The organism is Corynebacterium sp. 2571A (assembly GCF_055700935.1).
The window spans coordinates 396,423-411,596 of sequence record NZ_JASTTE010000002.1; the positions used below are offsets into that span (position 1 = coordinate 396,423).

The 15,174-nt window shown below is 67.8% G+C and carries 14 protein-coding genes; 10 read left to right on the forward strand and 4 right to left on the reverse strand.

The genetic code is table 11. The annotated features are described in order from the left end of the window. Position 1: 1 nt before the first annotated feature. Together QQS53_RS05290 and QQS53_RS05295 are read right to left on the reverse strand one after the other, a co-directional pair. Positions 2 to 1,774 carry a CYTH and CHAD domain-containing protein gene (locus QQS53_RS05290; protein ID WP_472774858.1) on the reverse strand — a complete coding sequence of 591 codons (1,773 nt, stop codon included), beginning with the start codon at positions 1,772 to 1,774 and terminating at the stop codon, positions 2 to 4. A 148-nt stretch (positions 1,775 to 1,922) separates the two neighbouring features. Then, entirely contained in the window at positions 1,923 to 2,960 is a 1,038-nt protein-coding gene (locus QQS53_RS05295; protein ID WP_472774859.1) for a DUF2786 domain-containing protein, read from the reverse strand. A gap of 229 nt (positions 2,961 to 3,189) precedes the next feature. Between QQS53_RS05295 and QQS53_RS05300 the strand changes: the two genes are divergently transcribed. From QQS53_RS05300 to QQS53_RS05325, 6 genes are all read left to right on the forward strand, one after another. Further along, positions 3,190 to 4,527: a glutamine synthetase family protein gene (locus tag QQS53_RS05300; protein ID WP_472774860.1), complete on the forward strand. Its 1,338-nt coding sequence runs from the start codon at positions 3,190 to 3,192 to the stop codon at positions 4,525 to 4,527. A gap of 34 nt (positions 4,528 to 4,561) precedes the next feature. Continuing rightward, positions 4,562 to 7,735 carry a bifunctional [glutamine synthetase] adenylyltransferase/[glutamine synthetase]-adenylyl-L-tyrosine phosphorylase gene (locus QQS53_RS05305; RefSeq protein WP_472774861.1) on the forward strand — a complete coding sequence of 1,058 codons (3,174 nt, stop codon included), beginning with the start codon at positions 4,562 to 4,564 and terminating at the stop codon, positions 7,733 to 7,735. Positions 7,736 to 7,945: 210 nt separating this feature from the next. Next, positions 7,946 to 8,269, forward strand: a complete 324-nt coding sequence (locus QQS53_RS05310) for a hypothetical protein (protein ID WP_472774862.1) — start codon at positions 7,946 to 7,948, stop codon at positions 8,267 to 8,269. Positions 8,270 to 8,343: 74 nt separating this feature from the next. After that, positions 8,344 to 8,868, forward strand: coding sequence for a hypothetical protein (locus QQS53_RS05315; RefSeq protein ID WP_472774863.1), 525 nt, complete (start codon positions 8,344 to 8,346; stop codon positions 8,866 to 8,868). 136 nt (positions 8,869 to 9,004) lie between these two features. Beyond that, on the forward strand, positions 9,005 to 9,274 hold the full coding sequence (locus QQS53_RS05320; protein WP_472774864.1) for a hypothetical protein: 270 nt from the start codon (positions 9,005 to 9,007) through the stop codon (positions 9,272 to 9,274). Positions 9,275 to 9,292: 18 nt separating this feature from the next. Continuing rightward, on the forward strand, positions 9,293 to 10,048 hold the full coding sequence (locus tag QQS53_RS05325; protein WP_472774865.1) for an AAA family ATPase: 756 nt from the start codon (positions 9,293 to 9,295) through the stop codon (positions 10,046 to 10,048). Positions 10,049 to 10,096: 48 nt separating this feature from the next. Here QQS53_RS05325 and QQS53_RS05330 read toward each other — a convergent pair whose 3' ends face one another. After that, a complete protein-coding gene (locus QQS53_RS05330) occupies positions 10,097 to 11,428 on the reverse strand; it encodes an MFS transporter (protein WP_472774866.1) in 1,332 nt (443 codons plus the stop codon). 131 nt (positions 11,429 to 11,559) lie between these two features. Here QQS53_RS05330 and thrC point away from each other — a divergent pair, with 131 nt between their 5' ends. Genes thrC through QQS53_RS05350 form a run of 4 tightly spaced genes read left to right on the forward strand, consistent with a single transcriptional unit; the run spans position 11,560 to position 14,571 of the window. Continuing rightward, on the forward strand, positions 11,560 to 13,002 hold the full coding sequence (gene thrC, locus QQS53_RS05335) for a threonine synthase (RefSeq protein ID WP_472774867.1): 1,443 nt from the start codon (positions 11,560 to 11,562) through the stop codon (positions 13,000 to 13,002). A gap of 2 nt (positions 13,003 to 13,004) precedes the next feature. Continuing rightward, positions 13,005 to 13,139, forward strand: a complete 135-nt coding sequence (locus tag QQS53_RS05340; protein WP_290222556.1) for a hypothetical protein — start codon at positions 13,005 to 13,007, stop codon at positions 13,137 to 13,139. Continuing rightward, positions 13,120 to 14,031 (forward strand): trypsin-like serine protease, encoded by a 912-nt coding sequence (locus tag QQS53_RS05345; protein WP_472774868.1) that lies wholly within the window; start codon positions 13,120 to 13,122, stop codon positions 14,029 to 14,031. The genes QQS53_RS05340 and QQS53_RS05345 overlap by 20 nt, the downstream gene beginning before the upstream one ends. A gap of 9 nt (positions 14,032 to 14,040) precedes the next feature. Beyond that, positions 14,041 to 14,571: an NUDIX hydrolase gene (locus QQS53_RS05350; protein ID WP_472774869.1), complete on the forward strand. Its 531-nt coding sequence runs from the start codon at positions 14,041 to 14,043 to the stop codon at positions 14,569 to 14,571. Here QQS53_RS05350 and QQS53_RS05355 read toward each other — a convergent pair. Beyond that, a complete protein-coding gene (locus tag QQS53_RS05355) occupies positions 14,558 to 14,932 on the reverse strand; it encodes a hypothetical protein (RefSeq protein ID WP_472774870.1) in 375 nt (124 codons plus the stop codon). The two genes, QQS53_RS05350 and QQS53_RS05355, sit on opposite strands and share 14 nt — an antisense overlap. Positions 14,933 to 15,174 lie beyond the last annotated feature (242 nt).

The following is a 15,174-nucleotide window of genomic DNA, read 5'->3' on the forward strand; positions in this document are numbered from 1 at the left end:
TCTACTTCAGCTTCTTCTTCAGCGGCTTGAACGCCGCCTTAATCTGGTCGAAGGACTCGGAGTAGTCCTCCAGCGCTTCCAGGCCAATCTGGCGTTCGCGCTGGTACAGCAGCCCGTAGCCGAAGGTGTCCTCGCCTCGGCTGCGGGCTGCTTGCGCGAGCTCTAGCAGCTTGTCGCGGGAGGTCACCGAGTCCTGGAAGTCGCCCAGCACCGACTGCATCTGCTTGCAGGCCTTGTACAGGCGCTTGGTTTTGAGCTTGGTCGCCGAGCCCGCCGCCTCAGCGGCGTAGCGCAGCTTCTTGGCGGCCTTGCGCATGTCGTGGAAGTAATCTTCGCGCTCGTGCAGGCTGAGCTCGTCATTCTCCCAGTTGATAACCGCCTTTTCGTGGCGCTTGACCAGCTTGCGGTAGGCCTTGGCCAGGTGCCGCGCCATGACGGTTTCCATGTCCTCGGGCTCGGCCTGCTCAGCCTGTTCGGCCTGCTCGGCCTGTTCAGCCTGTTCAGCCTGCTTGGTCTGCTCGGCCTGTTCCGGCTTGTCGGGCTCCGCCTCGGCAGGGGCAGTTTCCGCGGGCGCGGCGGAGGTGGTGTCCTCGTCGCCGGCCGGGGCGGGGGCATCGGCGGCCGCCTCCGGCTCGGCTTCGGCCGGCTGGGCCTCCACGACGGGCGGGTGGGCCAGCAGCTGGTCGAGGGAGTCGAGCAGCTCGAGGTAGCGGTCTGAGTTGAGGGCGCCAATGACGCGGCGGTGGGCGCGGCGGTAGGCGGTGCCCATGTCGTGGGCGATGTGCCGGCGGGTGGTCTCATCCAGGGTGTCGGAGTCTTCCTCCTCCAGCAGGGATTGCCAGCGTTCCTCGACGACCTCGGCGTCGCGGGCAACACCCAGCATGCCGGCCAGCTCCTTCAGGTTGGCCTCGATCTTTTCGATCTCCGGGCCGGCCACGATCCCGTGGAAGGTCTGCAGGTGGCTGCGCAGCTCGCGGGTGGCCACGCGCATCTGGTGGACGGAATCCCACTCGTCGGCGCGGACCTTCGGGTCGTATTCGACCAGCTTGTCGCGGTTGGCCTGCAGGGCCTCGACGACGGCGGCGGCCGGGGAGTCTTCCTCCACGTCCGGGGTGCGCAGGGCCGGGGGAAGCGGAGCCTGGTCCTTGGAGCGGCCGAGGGCAGACGACAGCTTCGACGGGGAGGCGGACACCCGTGCCCCGGCGCCGATGAGCAGGGAGGTAGCAGAGCGGATGATCTCACTGCCGCGTTCGGTGCCGGCGGTTTCGGCGGCCAGCTCCAGCTCCCACTCGCGCCAGGTGGACTGCTGGCCGCCGGGCAGGAAGCTCCAGGCGGTGACGTGGTCGTCGCAGAACTCGGCGACCGGGCGGCCGTCGTCGCCCAGCAGCAGGGTCTCGGTGCGGTTGTTATCAACCTGGGCGATGGGGGAGACCGGGTGGTTGCGTACGATGGCGCGGACATGGCTGAGCAGTTCCGCCGGGACGCGGTATTCGCCGTCGACGGGTTCGCCGAGCTCGGCGCGGACCTCGGTGCGGCCGGTCGAGCCGGGCAGCTTGATGTGCCAGCCGTCGTCCTTGCCGCCGGTGCGGCGCCGCAGGGTGATCTTGTTGCGGGTCAGCCGCAGGTCCTCGGTGTCGTAGTAGATGGCGGATAGGGACTGTTCGGTGGATTCCCCATACCCGGCGACGTGGGCCAGACGCGTCAGATCCGGGGTGGGGGTGGATTCCGCGACTGCGAACTTCGCCTCGATCTCGAGGAAACTGCTGGTTGCCATGGGTGCCCTTTCCTTGTAAAGACTGCTGTGCCTATTAGCCGCGATCATACCCGGCTGAATTTTGCTCCGTCCGGGGCCATCACCCGCCGGCGCGGAATCCGGAAAACGTGGGCAACCACCGGGCCCGCCCGAGGCCCCACAACGGGGGCTAGGCGCTCAGCGCGCGCTGGTGGGGCGCGAGTCCGGAGGAGTCGCCGCTGAAGTGGGAGCGTTCCGCGGCGCTGGCCCCGGCGCCGGCGCCCAGCGGGTTGTTCATCGACAGGCTCGACTGGCTGGTGTGCGGGTAGACCTGCTGCAGTGCGTCCTGGGCGGCGGCCATGCGCTCGGCCAGGACGGGCAGGAGGCCGTCGCCATCCGGCTCCCCGTCGGCGTTGGACGCACCGGCGCGGTTGGCCTCCTCGAGGAGCTCGGAAATGCGCGCGGCATAGGAAAGGCGGAAGCTGCGGCGGTAGGAGGCGGTCTGGCTGAAGTACTTGGCCATTTCCGCGTCCGCGCCGTTGCGCATGTGCCAATCGCACTGGCGGTTGAGGTTGGCAAACAGGTCCACGGTGTGCGCGCAGTCGTCGGGAGCGCCCACCAGCACGGCCAGGCCGCGCTTGTCCACCAACAAGGCGGTGACCGAGTTCGCCGCGGCGATAACACTGAGCAGCACGGCCTGGTAGGCCACCCAGGGCGCATGCAGGTGCACGCGGTGGGCGATACAAGGCGTTTCCGTCTCCGCGCCGGCGGAGGCCTCCGCCAGGCGGTATTCCTGCCGCAGCTGCTGCGCCTTGGCGATGAGCGTTTCCGCCTCGTCCAGAAACTCGGTGGACTCGGCCTTGCGCAGCAGGGAGTCCACCTTGCCGGCGGCCTTGCGCTGCGCCGACGTCATGGCGGCCTCGGCGGCCTGAGAAGGATCCAGAAGCTCCCAGTCGGGCAGGCTGGGCAGGGACTTGAAATCCGCAAAGAGCTGGTCGATGGCCTTGTCCGGGACGGTGGGATCGGTCGGCGGGCCGACGGTCAACCAGGCGTGCCGCAGTGCCGGGCTGGTCACATGTGCCGGGATGCGGGCGGCGGCGTAAAAGACCATCTGGTGGGTATAGGGCCCGCAGATGTGGATCAGATCCTCCGGCCGCCAGCCGGCGCGGGCGACGAGGATGAGGAAGTCGGCTAATTGCTCAAGGCGGCGGTGGTAGCTAAAACGCATGGGCTAAAAGTTTCCTTTCGTTGCTTAGGGTCTAAAATCCCCAAATTCAGTAGGTGCTGCGGTGGCCTTATCCGACCACGCGGGCCAAGGGGCACTCGCAGCCGCTTCCCCTGCTGGCCACCCCCGCTTACTGGCCGCAGGCGGGCAATGTGACCACCCTGCAATGGCCCACCGGACTGGTCCGCGACAAAGCCCGCCTTGGTGAGCCCGGCCTACTAAGGTGGGTTCCATGAACAGCCAACATGAATTCGTGCTGCGTACCGTCGAAGAGCGGGATATCCGGTTTATTCGCCTGTGGTTCACCGATATCCTGGGCGCGCTCAAATCCGTGGTGATGAGCCCGTCCGAGCTGGAATCCGCCTTCGAGGAAGGCGTGGGCTTCGACGGATCCTCCGTGGAAGGTTTCTCGCGCATCTCGGAATCCGACACGATCGCGCTGCCGGATCCGTCGACGTTCCAGATCATGCCCTTCGACCGCGACGAGCCGGAGCTGCAGTCCGCGCGGATGTTCTGCGACATCGCCCAGCCCGATGGGCAGCCGTCGATGGTGGACCCGCGCCACATCCTGCGCCGGCAGGTCACCGCGGCGGCCAACGAGGGCTTTACCTGCATGGCCTCGCCGGAAATCGAGTTCTACCTGCTGCAGCAGCGTCCCGAGGCAGAAAACCTGCTGCCGACCGATAACGGCGGCTATTTCGACCAGGCCACCCAGGACGCCGCCCCGCGCTTCCGCCGCCAGGCCATGTTGTACCTGGAGGAACTCGGCATCGCCACGGAGTTTAGCCACCACGAGACCGCGCCGGGCCAGCAGGAGATCGACCTGCGGCACGCGGACGTTATCACCATGGCGGATTCCATCATGACCTTCCGCTACGTCATCAAGAAGGTCGCCGCCGACCTGGGCGTGCGCGGCACGTTCATGCCCAAGCCCTTCGAGGAATACTCCGGCTCCGGCATGCACACCCACCTGTCCCTGTTCGAGGGCGAGTCCAACGCCTTCCACGACCCGGACGATGAGTTTTCGCTGTCGACGACGGCCAAGCAGTTCATCGCCGGCATCCTGGAGCACGCCAATGAGATGTCCGCGGTGACGAACCAGTGGGTCAACTCCTATAAGCGCCTGATGTTCGGCTCGGAGGCCCCGGGCTCGGCGACCTGGGGCGTGTCCAACCGCTCGGCGCTGGTGCGCGTGCCGACCTACCGGCTGACCAAGGAGGAGTCGCGCCGGGTGGAAATCCGATCAGTGGATTCCGCGATGAACCCTTACCTGGGCTACGCCGTCCTGCTGGCCGCCGGGCTCAAGGGCATCCGGGAGGGCTACGAGCTGGGAGACCCGGCCGAGGACGACGTGCACCAACTGACGCGCCGGGAGCGCCGGGCGATGGGCTACAAGGACCTGCCCATGTCGCTGGACCAGGCGCTGCGCCACCTGGAAAAGTCCGATTTCATGGCCGAGGTCATGGGCGAGCACGTCTTCGAGTTCTTCCTGCGCTCGAAGTGGGATGAGTGGCACGCCTACCAGCGCCAGATCACCTCCTTCGAGCTGCGCCACAACCTGAACTACTAAGCCTTTAACACCTAAGCGAAAGGGGCAATTGACTGTGCGCGCGACGGTACCTTCCCCGGCCACCCTGGGGCTGACGCGGGCGAACGCGGCTGCCGACCTGGAGTGGTTGGGCTGGAACAACGCCGAATCCACCGAGCTGCTCTGGTGCCTGGCTGCGGCCGGGGACCCGGATCTGGCGCTGAACACGGTGATGCGCCTTTATCAGGGACTGGATGATTCCGGCCGCGAGCTGGATGAGCAGATGCGCGCGAACGAGGCGCTGCGGGTGCGGCTGCTGGCGCTGCTGGGGGCATCGACGGCGCTGGGGGATCACCTGGCCGCCGAGCCGGAGCTGTGGCGCCAGTTGGCCGAGCCCTTGCCGGAGCCGGAGGAGATGCTCGCGCAGCTTTTGGGCGCGGTCGATGCCCGCCCCGCGCAGTTTGTGGCCGAACTCGACCGGCCAGACACGGCGAGTGCGCAGCTAACCACCCCGGGCAGCTACGTTGCGGCAACGACGGGCCAGGACGCCGCGCGGGCGCTGAAGTCGACGTACCGGACGCTGATGATGCGCGTGGCCAGCCACGACCTGGCGGGCACGTTCTATTCGCGCAAGGGGCAATCCCGCCCGCAGCCGCGCATCGAATACTCCACGGTCACCCGGCTGACCACGGCGCTGGCGGACGCGGGGCTGACCGCGGCGCTGGCGGTGGCCACGGCTTCGGTCTACGGCGAGGAGCCGCTGGATAGCCAACTGGCCGTCATCGCGATGGGCAAGTGCGGGGCCGGGGAGCTTAATTACATCTCCGACGTCGACGTCATCTTCGTGGCCGAGCCCTTAAGCGAGGACGGCGACGCCAGGCTGAGCAAGGCCACGCGGGTGGCCTCGAAGTTCATCCAGATCGGCACCAAGTGCTTTTTCGAGGTGGACGCTAACCTCCGCCCGGAGGGCAAGTCCGGGGCCCTGGCCCGCACGCTGGACTCGCACGTGAAGTACTACCAGCGCTGGGCGCACACCTGGGAGTTCCAGGCGCTGCTCAAGGCCCGCCCGCAGACCGGCTACCTGCCGCTGGGCCAGGACTACCTGGAGCGCATCGGGCCGATGGTCTGGTCGGCGTCCCAGCGCGAGTCCTTCGTGGAAGACGTGCAGGCCATGCGCCGGCGCGTGCTCGACAACGTGCCCGAGGACCTGCGCGCCCGGGAGCTGAAGCTGGGCTCTGGCGGCCTGCGGGACGTGGAGTTCGCCATCCAGCTGCTGCAGCTGGTCCACGGCCGCTCCGACGAGAGCCTGCGCGTGCTGTCTACCGTCGATGCCCTGGCCGCCCTGGTCAGCGCCGGGTACGTGGGCCGCGAGGACGGCAACCAGCTCATCGAGGCCTATGAATTCCTGCGGCTGCTCGAACACCGCCTGCAGCTGGAGCGTTTCCGCCGCACCCACACCATGCCGCCCAACGATGACGCGGACGCGTGGAAGTGGCTGGCCAAGATCTCCGGTTTCACCCCCACCGGCCAGCGTTCCGCCGCCCAGATGATGGCGGCGACGCTGCGCACCATCCGCCACCGGATTTCGCAGCTGCACTCGCGCCTGTTCTACCGCCCGCTGCTGCACTCGGTGGTCTCCATGAGTTCCGCGGAGCTCAAGCTCTCGCCGGAGGCCGCGAAGCTGCAGCTGGCCGCGCTGGGCTATAACTACCCGGACCGCGCCTTCGAGCACCTGACCTCGCTGGCGGCGGGCAGCTCCCGCAAGGCCAAGATCCAGGCGATCTTGCTGCCGACGCTGATGGAGTGGCTGTCTGCCACCGCCGACCCGGACATGGGCCTGCTCAACTACCGCAAGCTGTCGGAGGCGGCCTTTGACCGCACCTGGTTTTTGCGGATGCTGCGGGACGAGGGCATCGTCGGCCAGCGGCTGATGAAGATCCTGGGCACCTCGCCGTACACCGCGGACCTGATTATCGCCGCGCCGGATACCGTCAAGCTGCTCTCCGACGGCGCCGCCGGGCCGAAGCTCATGGACGCCCAGCCGGAGCAGGCCTTCAAGGCCCTGGTCAACTCCACCAAGCGGCACGCCGACCCGGACAAGGCGGTGGCCGTGGCGCGGTCCCTGCGCCGGGTGGAGCTCGCCCGCATCGCCGCCGCGGACCTGTTGGGCTTCATGCCGGTCGAGCAGGTCTGCCGGGACCTGTCCCTGGTCTGGGACGCGGTGCTGGAAGCCGCCCTGCGCGCCGAGATCCGCGCCTGGCTGCGCGCTCAGGAAGAAGTGGCGGCCGCAGCGGCCGAAGACCCCGCCGGCACGGAAGGTACTGACGATGCCGACGGCGCAGCGGCCACGCAGCCGGTGCGCCCGCCGGCGCGGATCGCCGTTATCGGCATGGGCCGGCTGGGCGGTATGGAGCTGGGCTTCGGCTCGGACGCGGACGTGATGATAGTGGCCGAACCCGCGTCGGGCGTGGACGAGACCGCCGCCATCAAGTGGGCGATCGGGATCGTGGACAAGATGCGCCGCCGGCTGTCCAAGCCCTCGGGTGACCCGCCCCTGGAGGTGGACCTGGGCCTGCGCCCGGAGGGCCGGTCCGGGGCGGTGGTGCGCACGATCGCCTCCTACGAGCGCTACTACGACCAGTGGGGCGAGCCCTGGGAGATGCAGGCGCTGCTGCGCGCGGCCTTCGTGGCCGGCGACAAGGACGTAGGGGAGAGGTTCCTGGAGGTCATCGACCGCTTCCGGTACCCCAGCGAGGGCGTGAGTCAGGCCACCATCCGCGCCATCCGGCGGATGAAGGCGCGCGTGGACAACGAGCGCCTGCCGCGCGGGGCGGACCGCAACACCCACACCAAGCTGGGCCGCGGCGCGCTGACCGACATCGAGTGGACGGTCCAGCTGCTGACCATGATGCACGCGCACGAATTCACCCAGCTGCACGACCCGTCGACGCTGCGGGGCCTCGACGCGCTGGAGGAGTGCGAGGTGCTTGACGCCGAGCAGGTCTTAAGCCTGCGGGAGGCGTGGCTGATGGCTACCGATGCCCGCAACGCCCTGGTCCTGGTCCGCGGCAAGCGCGTGGACCAGCTGCCGCAGCCGGGCCCGCAGCTGGCCCAGGTCGCCGGTGCGGCCGGCTGGGCGCCGGAGGACAACCAGGAATTCCTGGAGGCCTACCTGAAGCTGACCCGGCACGCCCGGCGGGTGGTCGACGAGGTTTTCTGGGGCGAGGCTGAATCCTTCGAGCACGACTAGCAAGCGGCACCAATGCCCCTAGGGGGTCGCCCGGATTTCGCCCTGATTTTGCTGGCAAAGTCGGCTTTTGCCTAGGCAAGCCGCGTTCGTCTTCCTAGACTGGGGTGTGCCGTCCACGGTGGCTGGCCCACCACGTGGCCCCACCGCGGACGCGGCACCACAGCGAATTCACCCCACAAACAGCGGGCCAGTAGTAGAGGAGAAAACACCATGGCACTGCAAATTTCTTTAGATCTTTCGGCGGCTACCTTCCGCGACCTGAGCGGCTTTATGGACTCGGCGCGCGCGGCCGGCGCGGGCGCGGACACGGAGCTGAAGGTAGAAGGCGACAAACTAGTCATCACCATCGAGGGCCCGGCCGGGAACAACCGCCCGGACGCGCCCCACCAGGTGGTCGACGAGGACGGCCGCGGCGTCGACGAGCGCAAGCCCAACTTCGGACCGGTGGGCGAGCAGGCCATCCGCAGCGTGATCGATATCTTGAGCGGACGGCAGGAACCGCCGCGCCGCGGTGATAGCTTCGGGCACTTCTAGGCGCTAGAATTCCCGAGAGTCCAGCACTAGTATTTGTTCATTCGGTTTTCTATTAGTTCAGGCAAGGGGCCAGCATGGCAGGCACAGAACCCACCGCGCCTTCTCAGCCCACCCGGGCGGAGGAGCCGGCCGGGGCCGCGCGGGCGGTCAGCGGGCAGACGGACGCGCATCGTCAGCAGTGGGTCGTCGCCGGCGCCGTGGTCGTCCTGGCCCTGATTTTCGCCCTGGTGGCGGCCTGGTTCCTGTGGCCGCTGCACACCACGCACCAGGGGCGCACGGTCGGTGACGCCGCCTCGCAGGTCACCGGGCCGGAGACCACCGCCCCCGAAGACGCCGACGACGAGGAACCGCGCCCGGGCTACCGCTTGGTCGAGCTGGCCGAGGCCCTGGGCATCCCGGAGGCCGCCATGCCCAAGCAGGCCTTCGAGGCGGGCGATAGCCGGGAGCAGTCCCGCCAGGAGCTCGAGGCCGTCATGGACACCGCCGTCGGCGAGGGCCGCCTGAACGCGGACGAGGCCCAAGCGGTGCTCAAGGCCTTCGACGAGGGGCTCATCGAGGGCCAGTCCGGTCCGCTGGTGGCCAGCAACGACGACCAGTAGCGCGGGCTGCATCCGCCCCGCGGGGCACGACCGGGCAGGGCCGGGCAACCGGCAGCGAGATAGCAGGAAGCCGCCACCGCCCACACAGACGCGACGCTTATCCTTTCCCTAGAAGATAACGGAAAGGTAACATTTTATGTCCTGTTCTTACACCGTCCGCAGGCGCTGGCAGACGCTCGGCATGCTGGCAATCGCGCTGGGAGTGCCCATCTTGGGCGGCGTGGCCATGGCGGCGACGGTCAACGATTTCGTGGTGGCCGGGGCCGGAAACGTCGAAACGTACCTGCCATTTACCAGTAGGGTAGGGCTGCACCCAGCCAGCGCCCTGCCCCCTGGCGGCGCCGAGACTGGACTGGCTGAACGGATGGCAAACGCGCTGCCTGCCCGGCTGCGCGGACTCTCCTAAGGAAGGTCGTGGCCCGACATGCTGACAGCGGTAGCGTTCCGGGCTTTCGAGCAACGCCGGCACCGGCCCGGGAGCGCCTATGTCTGGCAGCTGCCGATAACCCGCTACCTGCAGGAGTTCGGCAACATCGATTTTCGCAGCCAGGTGACGTTCTTCGCCGGCGAAAACGGCGCCGGCAAGTCGACCTTGCTGGAGGCCATCGCCCTGAGCGCCGGTTTTAGCGGGCGGGGCGGACCGCTGCAGCCCGAAGAGGTGAGGGGGACCAACACGGAGTCGGAGCTGTCCCACTGGCTGACCCTGCGCTTGGATGAGCCGCTCCTGCGCGGGTACTACCTGCGCAACGAGACCCACTTCGACCTGCTGCGCGACGAGGCCGCGCGGGCCGCCGGGCGTAACAACCTCGCCCGGGGCGTGGACCTGATGAAACGCTCGCACGGCGAATCCGTCTTCGACGTCCTCGGCGAATACGTCGACGGCCGCGGGCTCTACCTCATGGACGAGCCGGAGGCGGGCCTGTCGGTCATCCGCCAGATGGCCCTGCTCGCCGAAATCGACCAGGCCGTTCAGCGCGGCGCCCAGTTCATTATCGCCACGCACTCGCCCATCCTGCTGGGCACGCCTGGGGCGCAGATCTTGCAATTCGACGACTTCGGCGTACAGGAGGTGGCCTACCGCGACACCGACGCGTACCGGGCCACCCAGGAATTCATCGAGGCCCCGGAAGCGGTCGCGGAGTTTCTGACCCGCCCGGAGCTAGACGAAGAGGACTACTGACCAGACTCGGCGCGCGGCTTAAACCGCGCGCCGAGCCGCCGGAAGCGATCATTCCGGCAGGCGGGTGATGCGGATGCGCGGTCCGGGCTCTTCTTCGCCGCGGCGCAGCCAGCGGGTGACCAGAATGCCAATAACACCGACGGACCACACCGCCAGGATGGCCCACGCGGCGTAGCGGAAGTCGCCCCACTCGTAGGCCGCGCCCTGGGAATGGGAATCCAGCAGGAAGGCGAAGGACTGCGCGCCCAGCATGCCGGCGATAAATCCGCCCATGTTGCCCAGGCCGGTGGCGGTGGCCACCACGTCGCGGCCCAGGTGCTCGCGGACCAGGTCGAAGCCGTAGTTCGCGGACGGGCAGCACAGGGCGATGGTGAAGGCGAAGCCTAGGGCCGCAGCCAAACCGCGCGGTTCCGAAGCGGAAAAGAACCACGCCCAGAACAGCAGGTGCACCGTGGAAAAGCCAACGGCGATCAGGTCGCGGGCATTGCCCGTGCGCGCGGAGATCTTGCCGTGCAGCGGGCCGATGAGCACGAGGAAGACGGAGTTAATAGTTAGGACCAGGCCGGCGGAGGCCTCCGACAGGCCCATGCCCAGCGTCATCAGCGGCACGCCCCACATCATCACCACGACGATCTGGAAGAACATGTTGGAGTAGTGGATGAAAAACGCCTGCCAGGCCACCGGGGAGGTCACCACGGACTTCAGGCGCTGGGGGATGGACAGCGCCTGGGAGTTGGGCTGGACCTCGACGACCTGCTCCTCGTAGACGCCGGCCTTTTCCGGGGAATCGGCCACCGCGACGGCCGCGGCCAGCGCGATGATGATGCCCACCGCGCCCAGGCTGACGAACGCCGCCGTCCAGCCGGTGGCGCCTAGCAACCAGAGGAAGGGCACCGCGGAGACGAACTGACCCAGCTGGCCCATGGAGCCGGTGACCTGAGTGAGCATCGGCGTGCGGTGCAGCGGGAACCAGTAGGGCAGGATGCGCATGACCGACAGGAACGCGGTCGCATCCCCGCCGCCGATCAGCACGCGGGCGCCGATGGCCACCCAGTAGTTGGTGGTAAAGCCCAAAATGACTTGACCGATACCCATCACCACCGCGCCGACGACCAGCATGTTGCGGGGCCCGAAGCGGTCGATGGCAATGCCGGTGGGGATTTGCGCCAGGGCGTAGACGCCGACCTGCACGGAGGTAAACACCGCGATCCGGGAGGCGTCGACCCCGAAGCGCTCGATGGCGTCGACGCCGGCCACGCCGAAGGAGGTGCGCCCGGTAATCGCCACGATGTAGACCAGCACCGCGGCCACCCAGACATATAGCGCCTTGGTGGTGATGACTTCCCGCGGGTTGGGGCGGTGATTCTCAGGAGTCGACATGGCCGCTTAGTCTACTACCGCGCGAAATTTTGTCGACTGGGGACCGGCGGGGAAGCCGAGGCTGTGGGCGCACTCAAAGCGGGGGATAAAACGGGGCCCCGAACACACCGTTAACCGCTAGACTTAACCGCGTGGATTATATTTCGACGCGTGATGTGGACCAGGTTCCGGCCAAATTTACCGACATTCTGCTAGGCGGGCTCGCCCCGGATGGCGGTTTGTACCTCCCGGAGCATTACCCGCAGCTGGATGATGAGCTGCTGAGCAGCTGGCGCGCCCTGGCCGATAAGGAAGGCTACGCCGCGGTCGCCGCCGAGGTCTTGAAGCTGTACATCGACGATATCGACCCGGCGGACCTGGAGCAGATCGCCGCGCGCGCTTATACCTACCCGAAGTTCGCGTCCGAGGAAATCGTGCCGGTCACCGAGCTGGGCGACGGTCTCTTCATCGGCCACCTGTCGGAGGGCCCGACGGCCGCGTTCAAGGACATGGCCATGCAGCTGCTCGGCGAGCTCTTCGAGTTCGAGCTGGCGCGCCGGGAAGAGACGCTGAACATCCTGGGCGCGACCTCGGGCGACACCGGCTCCTCGGCGGAATACGCTATGCGCGGCCGCCCCGGCATCCGGGTCTTCATGCTGACCCCGGCCGGGCGCATGACCCCGTTCCAGCAGGCGCAGATGTTCGGGCTGGATGACCCCAATATCTTCAACATCGCACTGGACGGTGTCTTCGACGACTGCCAGGACGTGGTCAAGGCCGTCTCCGCGGACGCGCAGTTCAAGCGCGATTACCGGATCGGTGCGGTCAACTCCATCAACTGGGCCCGCCTTCTGGCCCAGGTGGTCTACTACGTCTCCTGCTGGCTGCGGGTGACCGACAACAACCAGCAGAAGGTCTCTTTCTCCGTGCCGACGGGTAACTTCGGCGACATCTGCGCCGGCCACATCGCCCGCCAGATGGGCCTGCCCATCGACGCCCTGGTGGTGGCCACCAACGAAAACGACGTGCTGGACGAGTTCTTCCGCACGGGCAACTACCGCCCGCGCCCGGCCGCGGAGACCTTCAAGACCTCCTCGCCGTCGATGGATATCTCCCGCGCCTCCAACTTCGAGCGCTTCGTCTTCGACCTGACGGGCCGTGACGCCGCCCGGGTGGCCGACTGGTTCGGCACCAAGGTCAAGGAGGGCGGGTTCTCCGTGCCCCTGGAGCTACTAGAAGACGCCCGGGACAAGTTCGGCTTTACCTCCGCCAGCTCCACGCACGCGGACCGGCTGGCCACCATCGCGGACGTGGATAAGCGCTACGGGGTGCTCATCGACCCGCACACCGCCGACGGCGTCAAGGCCGCCCGCGCGGCCCAGGCAGCCGGCGTGGAGACCCCGATCGTCTGCCTGGAGACGGCCCTGCCGGTCAAGTTCGCCGACACCATCCGGGAGGCCACCGGCCGGGAGCCGGAGGTGCCGGAGCGTTTTGCCGGTATCCTAGATGCCGAACGTACCGTGGCGGACCTGCCGAACGACGCCGCCGCGGTCAAGGACTACATCACGCGCTCGATTGACACCACGGAGGTCTAATAATGGCACAGGAACAGTTCGCTGGGCCCGAGTACCACACGGAATTCGATCCGGAGAAGTTCCTGCGCGACCTGCGCGCCCAGGCCGCCGAGGAAGAGGACGAGACCACCCCGGACGATGGTGCATCGCAGAGCTAGCCGCGTTTGCCTCGCGGTCGCCGCGGTCGTGGGGCTTAGCAGCGCGTGCAGCCTGCCCGTGGTAGACCCGCTGGAGGAGAGCAGCCAGCGTACCGCGCCCGCGACGGAACTGGGCGCGGCGGCGGAGCAGACGGACATCCCGCCGCGCGAGGACGAGATCCTGACCCCGCAGTTCGCGCCCGTGCCGCCGGGCGCGGCCATCCACCTGTCCGCGCAGACGCCGCAGCCGGGGGAGTACTTCAGCTACCAGCTGTGCACCGTCGCCTACTCCTTCAGCCTGCCCGATGGCCGGAGCATTGCCGTGACGGCATCGCACTGCGGCAAGGTCGGCGACCAGGTCTGGGCGGCCGACGAGTACGGCGAGTTTTCCTACCCCGCGGAGCCGGTGGGCCAGGTGGTCTACTCGGATTTCTACGCCGCAGATACCCACCACCTGGACGTGGCGTTTATCGAGCTCAATGAGGCGGGAACCTCCGGGCAGATTCCTTTCCACAGCGCGGAGTCTTTAGAGACCAACGTCGCCACGCAGCTGGCGCAGCTTCCCGAACATGCCTGCAAGCTGGGCGGATCCACCCATAAGACCTGCGGGGAGGTCACCCACCTGCCGGAGCTGAGCAAGCTTAATGCCGACGGCGAGCAGCTCGAATCCGAGTCCGCGCGCGCCCGCATGTGTGCGCGCACGGGCGACTCGGGCGGGCCCGTCTACGCCGAGCGGGACGGCCGGCCCGTCATCATCGGCTTGGTCTCCGGCACCACCGAGCGCATGGATGGGGGAACGACCTGCGAGGACTACCCGGACATGGAGGTCTCCTTCACCCCGGCGGTGGAGGTCCAGCGGCTAGCCGACGGCCTGTGGGGCGAGGTGGCCCGCGCCGACGCCGCCGTGCCGTAGGCTAGGGGTATGGCAACCCCGGATTTCATTGTGTCCCTGCGTGAAAAGATCGGCCACGACCAGCTCTTCCTGCCCGCCGTGACCGCCGTCATCGTGCGCGGCGTCCCGGAGGGCGCCCCGCTGTGGGAGGTGCCCACGGTGTTGCTGGCCCGCCGTGCCGACAATGATAAGTGGGCCCCGGTGGCCGGCATCGCTGAGCCAGGCGAGGAAATCAGCACTACCGCCATCCGGGAGGTCGCCGAGGAAGTCGGGCTGGAGGCCCGCGTCGAGGCCCTCCTGGGGGTCGGCCAGGTCGGCCCCGTGGAATACGGCAACGGGGACAAGTGCTTGTTCATGGACACCACCCTGCGGCTGAGCGTGGCTGACGATGCCGTCCCGCACCTCGCCGACGACGAAAACACCGAGGTCGGCTGGTTCTCCGTGGCGCAGCTGCCGCAGTCGCTCACCGCCCGCCACCGCATGGTGATCGCGGACGCCGTAGCGCAGATGAAGCACCCCGCCGGCTTCCGCCCCCGGATCGGCTACGCTAAGCGCAACTAGGCGGACCGATTAGCCCCTGCAGCTGCTCGGGGCTGTCGGCGAAGGCGAAGCTATCGATGCCGTCGTCGACCTCCGCGCGGGCGTGGATACGCCCGCAGACGACGATGTCGACGGCCCCGCGCGCCGGGGTCACCAGCAGCCGGCCGCGGGTAGCCAGCGCGTAGAACAGGTCGGCGTCGCCCGCGCCCCACTGCCAGGCCGTCGCGTAGACGTCGCGGGCGCCATCGCCCAGCCAGGACGTCTCCAGCACCAGCCCCGGGCGGGTCTGGTAAATCCCGTCGCGCTTCAGCGGGCCTAGCACCTGCCGCACCGCCGCCACGTCGGCGGTGTCCAGGGCGACGAAGGTGAGGGGGTTGAACATGGAAACGAACCTAGCACGACCGGGGAATGCTCAAATGGTGTCTTTACCGGGATACGCGGTCGTTGGCTTTGAGACAACCGGCTTCGGGGCGACCGACCGGATCATTGAAATCGGGACTGTGCTCTTGGACCATACGCTTCCGCGTCGAGGGCGCCTTCGAGACCCTCGTCCAGCCGGCCCTAAACGCCCCTCGGCCCGCGCCGGTCTGGGCGGCTGGTGGCCGGGGTCGGGAAGTAACGAAA

Bases quoted from the DNA above. Each gene is read 5' to 3' on its own strand.
- QQS53_RS05355 (WP_472774870.1), bottom strand. From the start codon at position 14,932: ATGTTCAACCCCCTCACCTTCGTCGCCCTGGACACCGCCGACGTGGCG.
- QQS53_RS05345 (WP_472774868.1), top strand. From the start codon at position 13,120: ATGGTGCATCGCAGAGCTAGCCGCGTTTGCCTCGCGGTCGCCGCGGTC.
- QQS53_RS05295 (WP_472774859.1), bottom strand. From the start codon at position 2,960: ATGCGTTTTAGCTACCACCGCCGCCTTGAGCAATTAGCCGACTTCCTC.
- QQS53_RS05310 (WP_472774862.1), top strand. From the start codon at position 7,946: ATGGCACTGCAAATTTCTTTAGATCTTTCGGCGGCTACCTTCCGCGAC.
- QQS53_RS05325 (WP_472774865.1), top strand. From the start codon at position 9,293: ATGCTGACAGCGGTAGCGTTCCGGGCTTTCGAGCAACGCCGGCACCGG.
- QQS53_RS05315 (WP_472774863.1), top strand. From the start codon at position 8,344: ATGGCAGGCACAGAACCCACCGCGCCTTCTCAGCCCACCCGGGCGGAG.
- QQS53_RS05350 (WP_472774869.1), top strand. From the start codon at position 14,041: ATGGCAACCCCGGATTTCATTGTGTCCCTGCGTGAAAAGATCGGCCAC.
- QQS53_RS05330 (WP_472774866.1), bottom strand. From the start codon at position 11,428: ATGTCGACTCCTGAGAATCACCGCCCCAACCCGCGGGAAGTCATCACC.
- QQS53_RS05340 (WP_290222556.1), top strand. From the start codon at position 13,005: ATGGCACAGGAACAGTTCGCTGGGCCCGAGTACCACACGGAATTCGAT.
- QQS53_RS05320 (WP_472774864.1), top strand. From the start codon at position 9,005: ATGTCCTGTTCTTACACCGTCCGCAGGCGCTGGCAGACGCTCGGCATG.
- QQS53_RS05290 (WP_472774858.1), bottom strand. From the start codon at position 1,774: ATGGCAACCAGCAGTTTCCTCGAGATCGAGGCGAAGTTCGCAGTCGCG.
- QQS53_RS05300 (WP_472774860.1), top strand. From the start codon at position 3,190: ATGAACAGCCAACATGAATTCGTGCTGCGTACCGTCGAAGAGCGGGAT.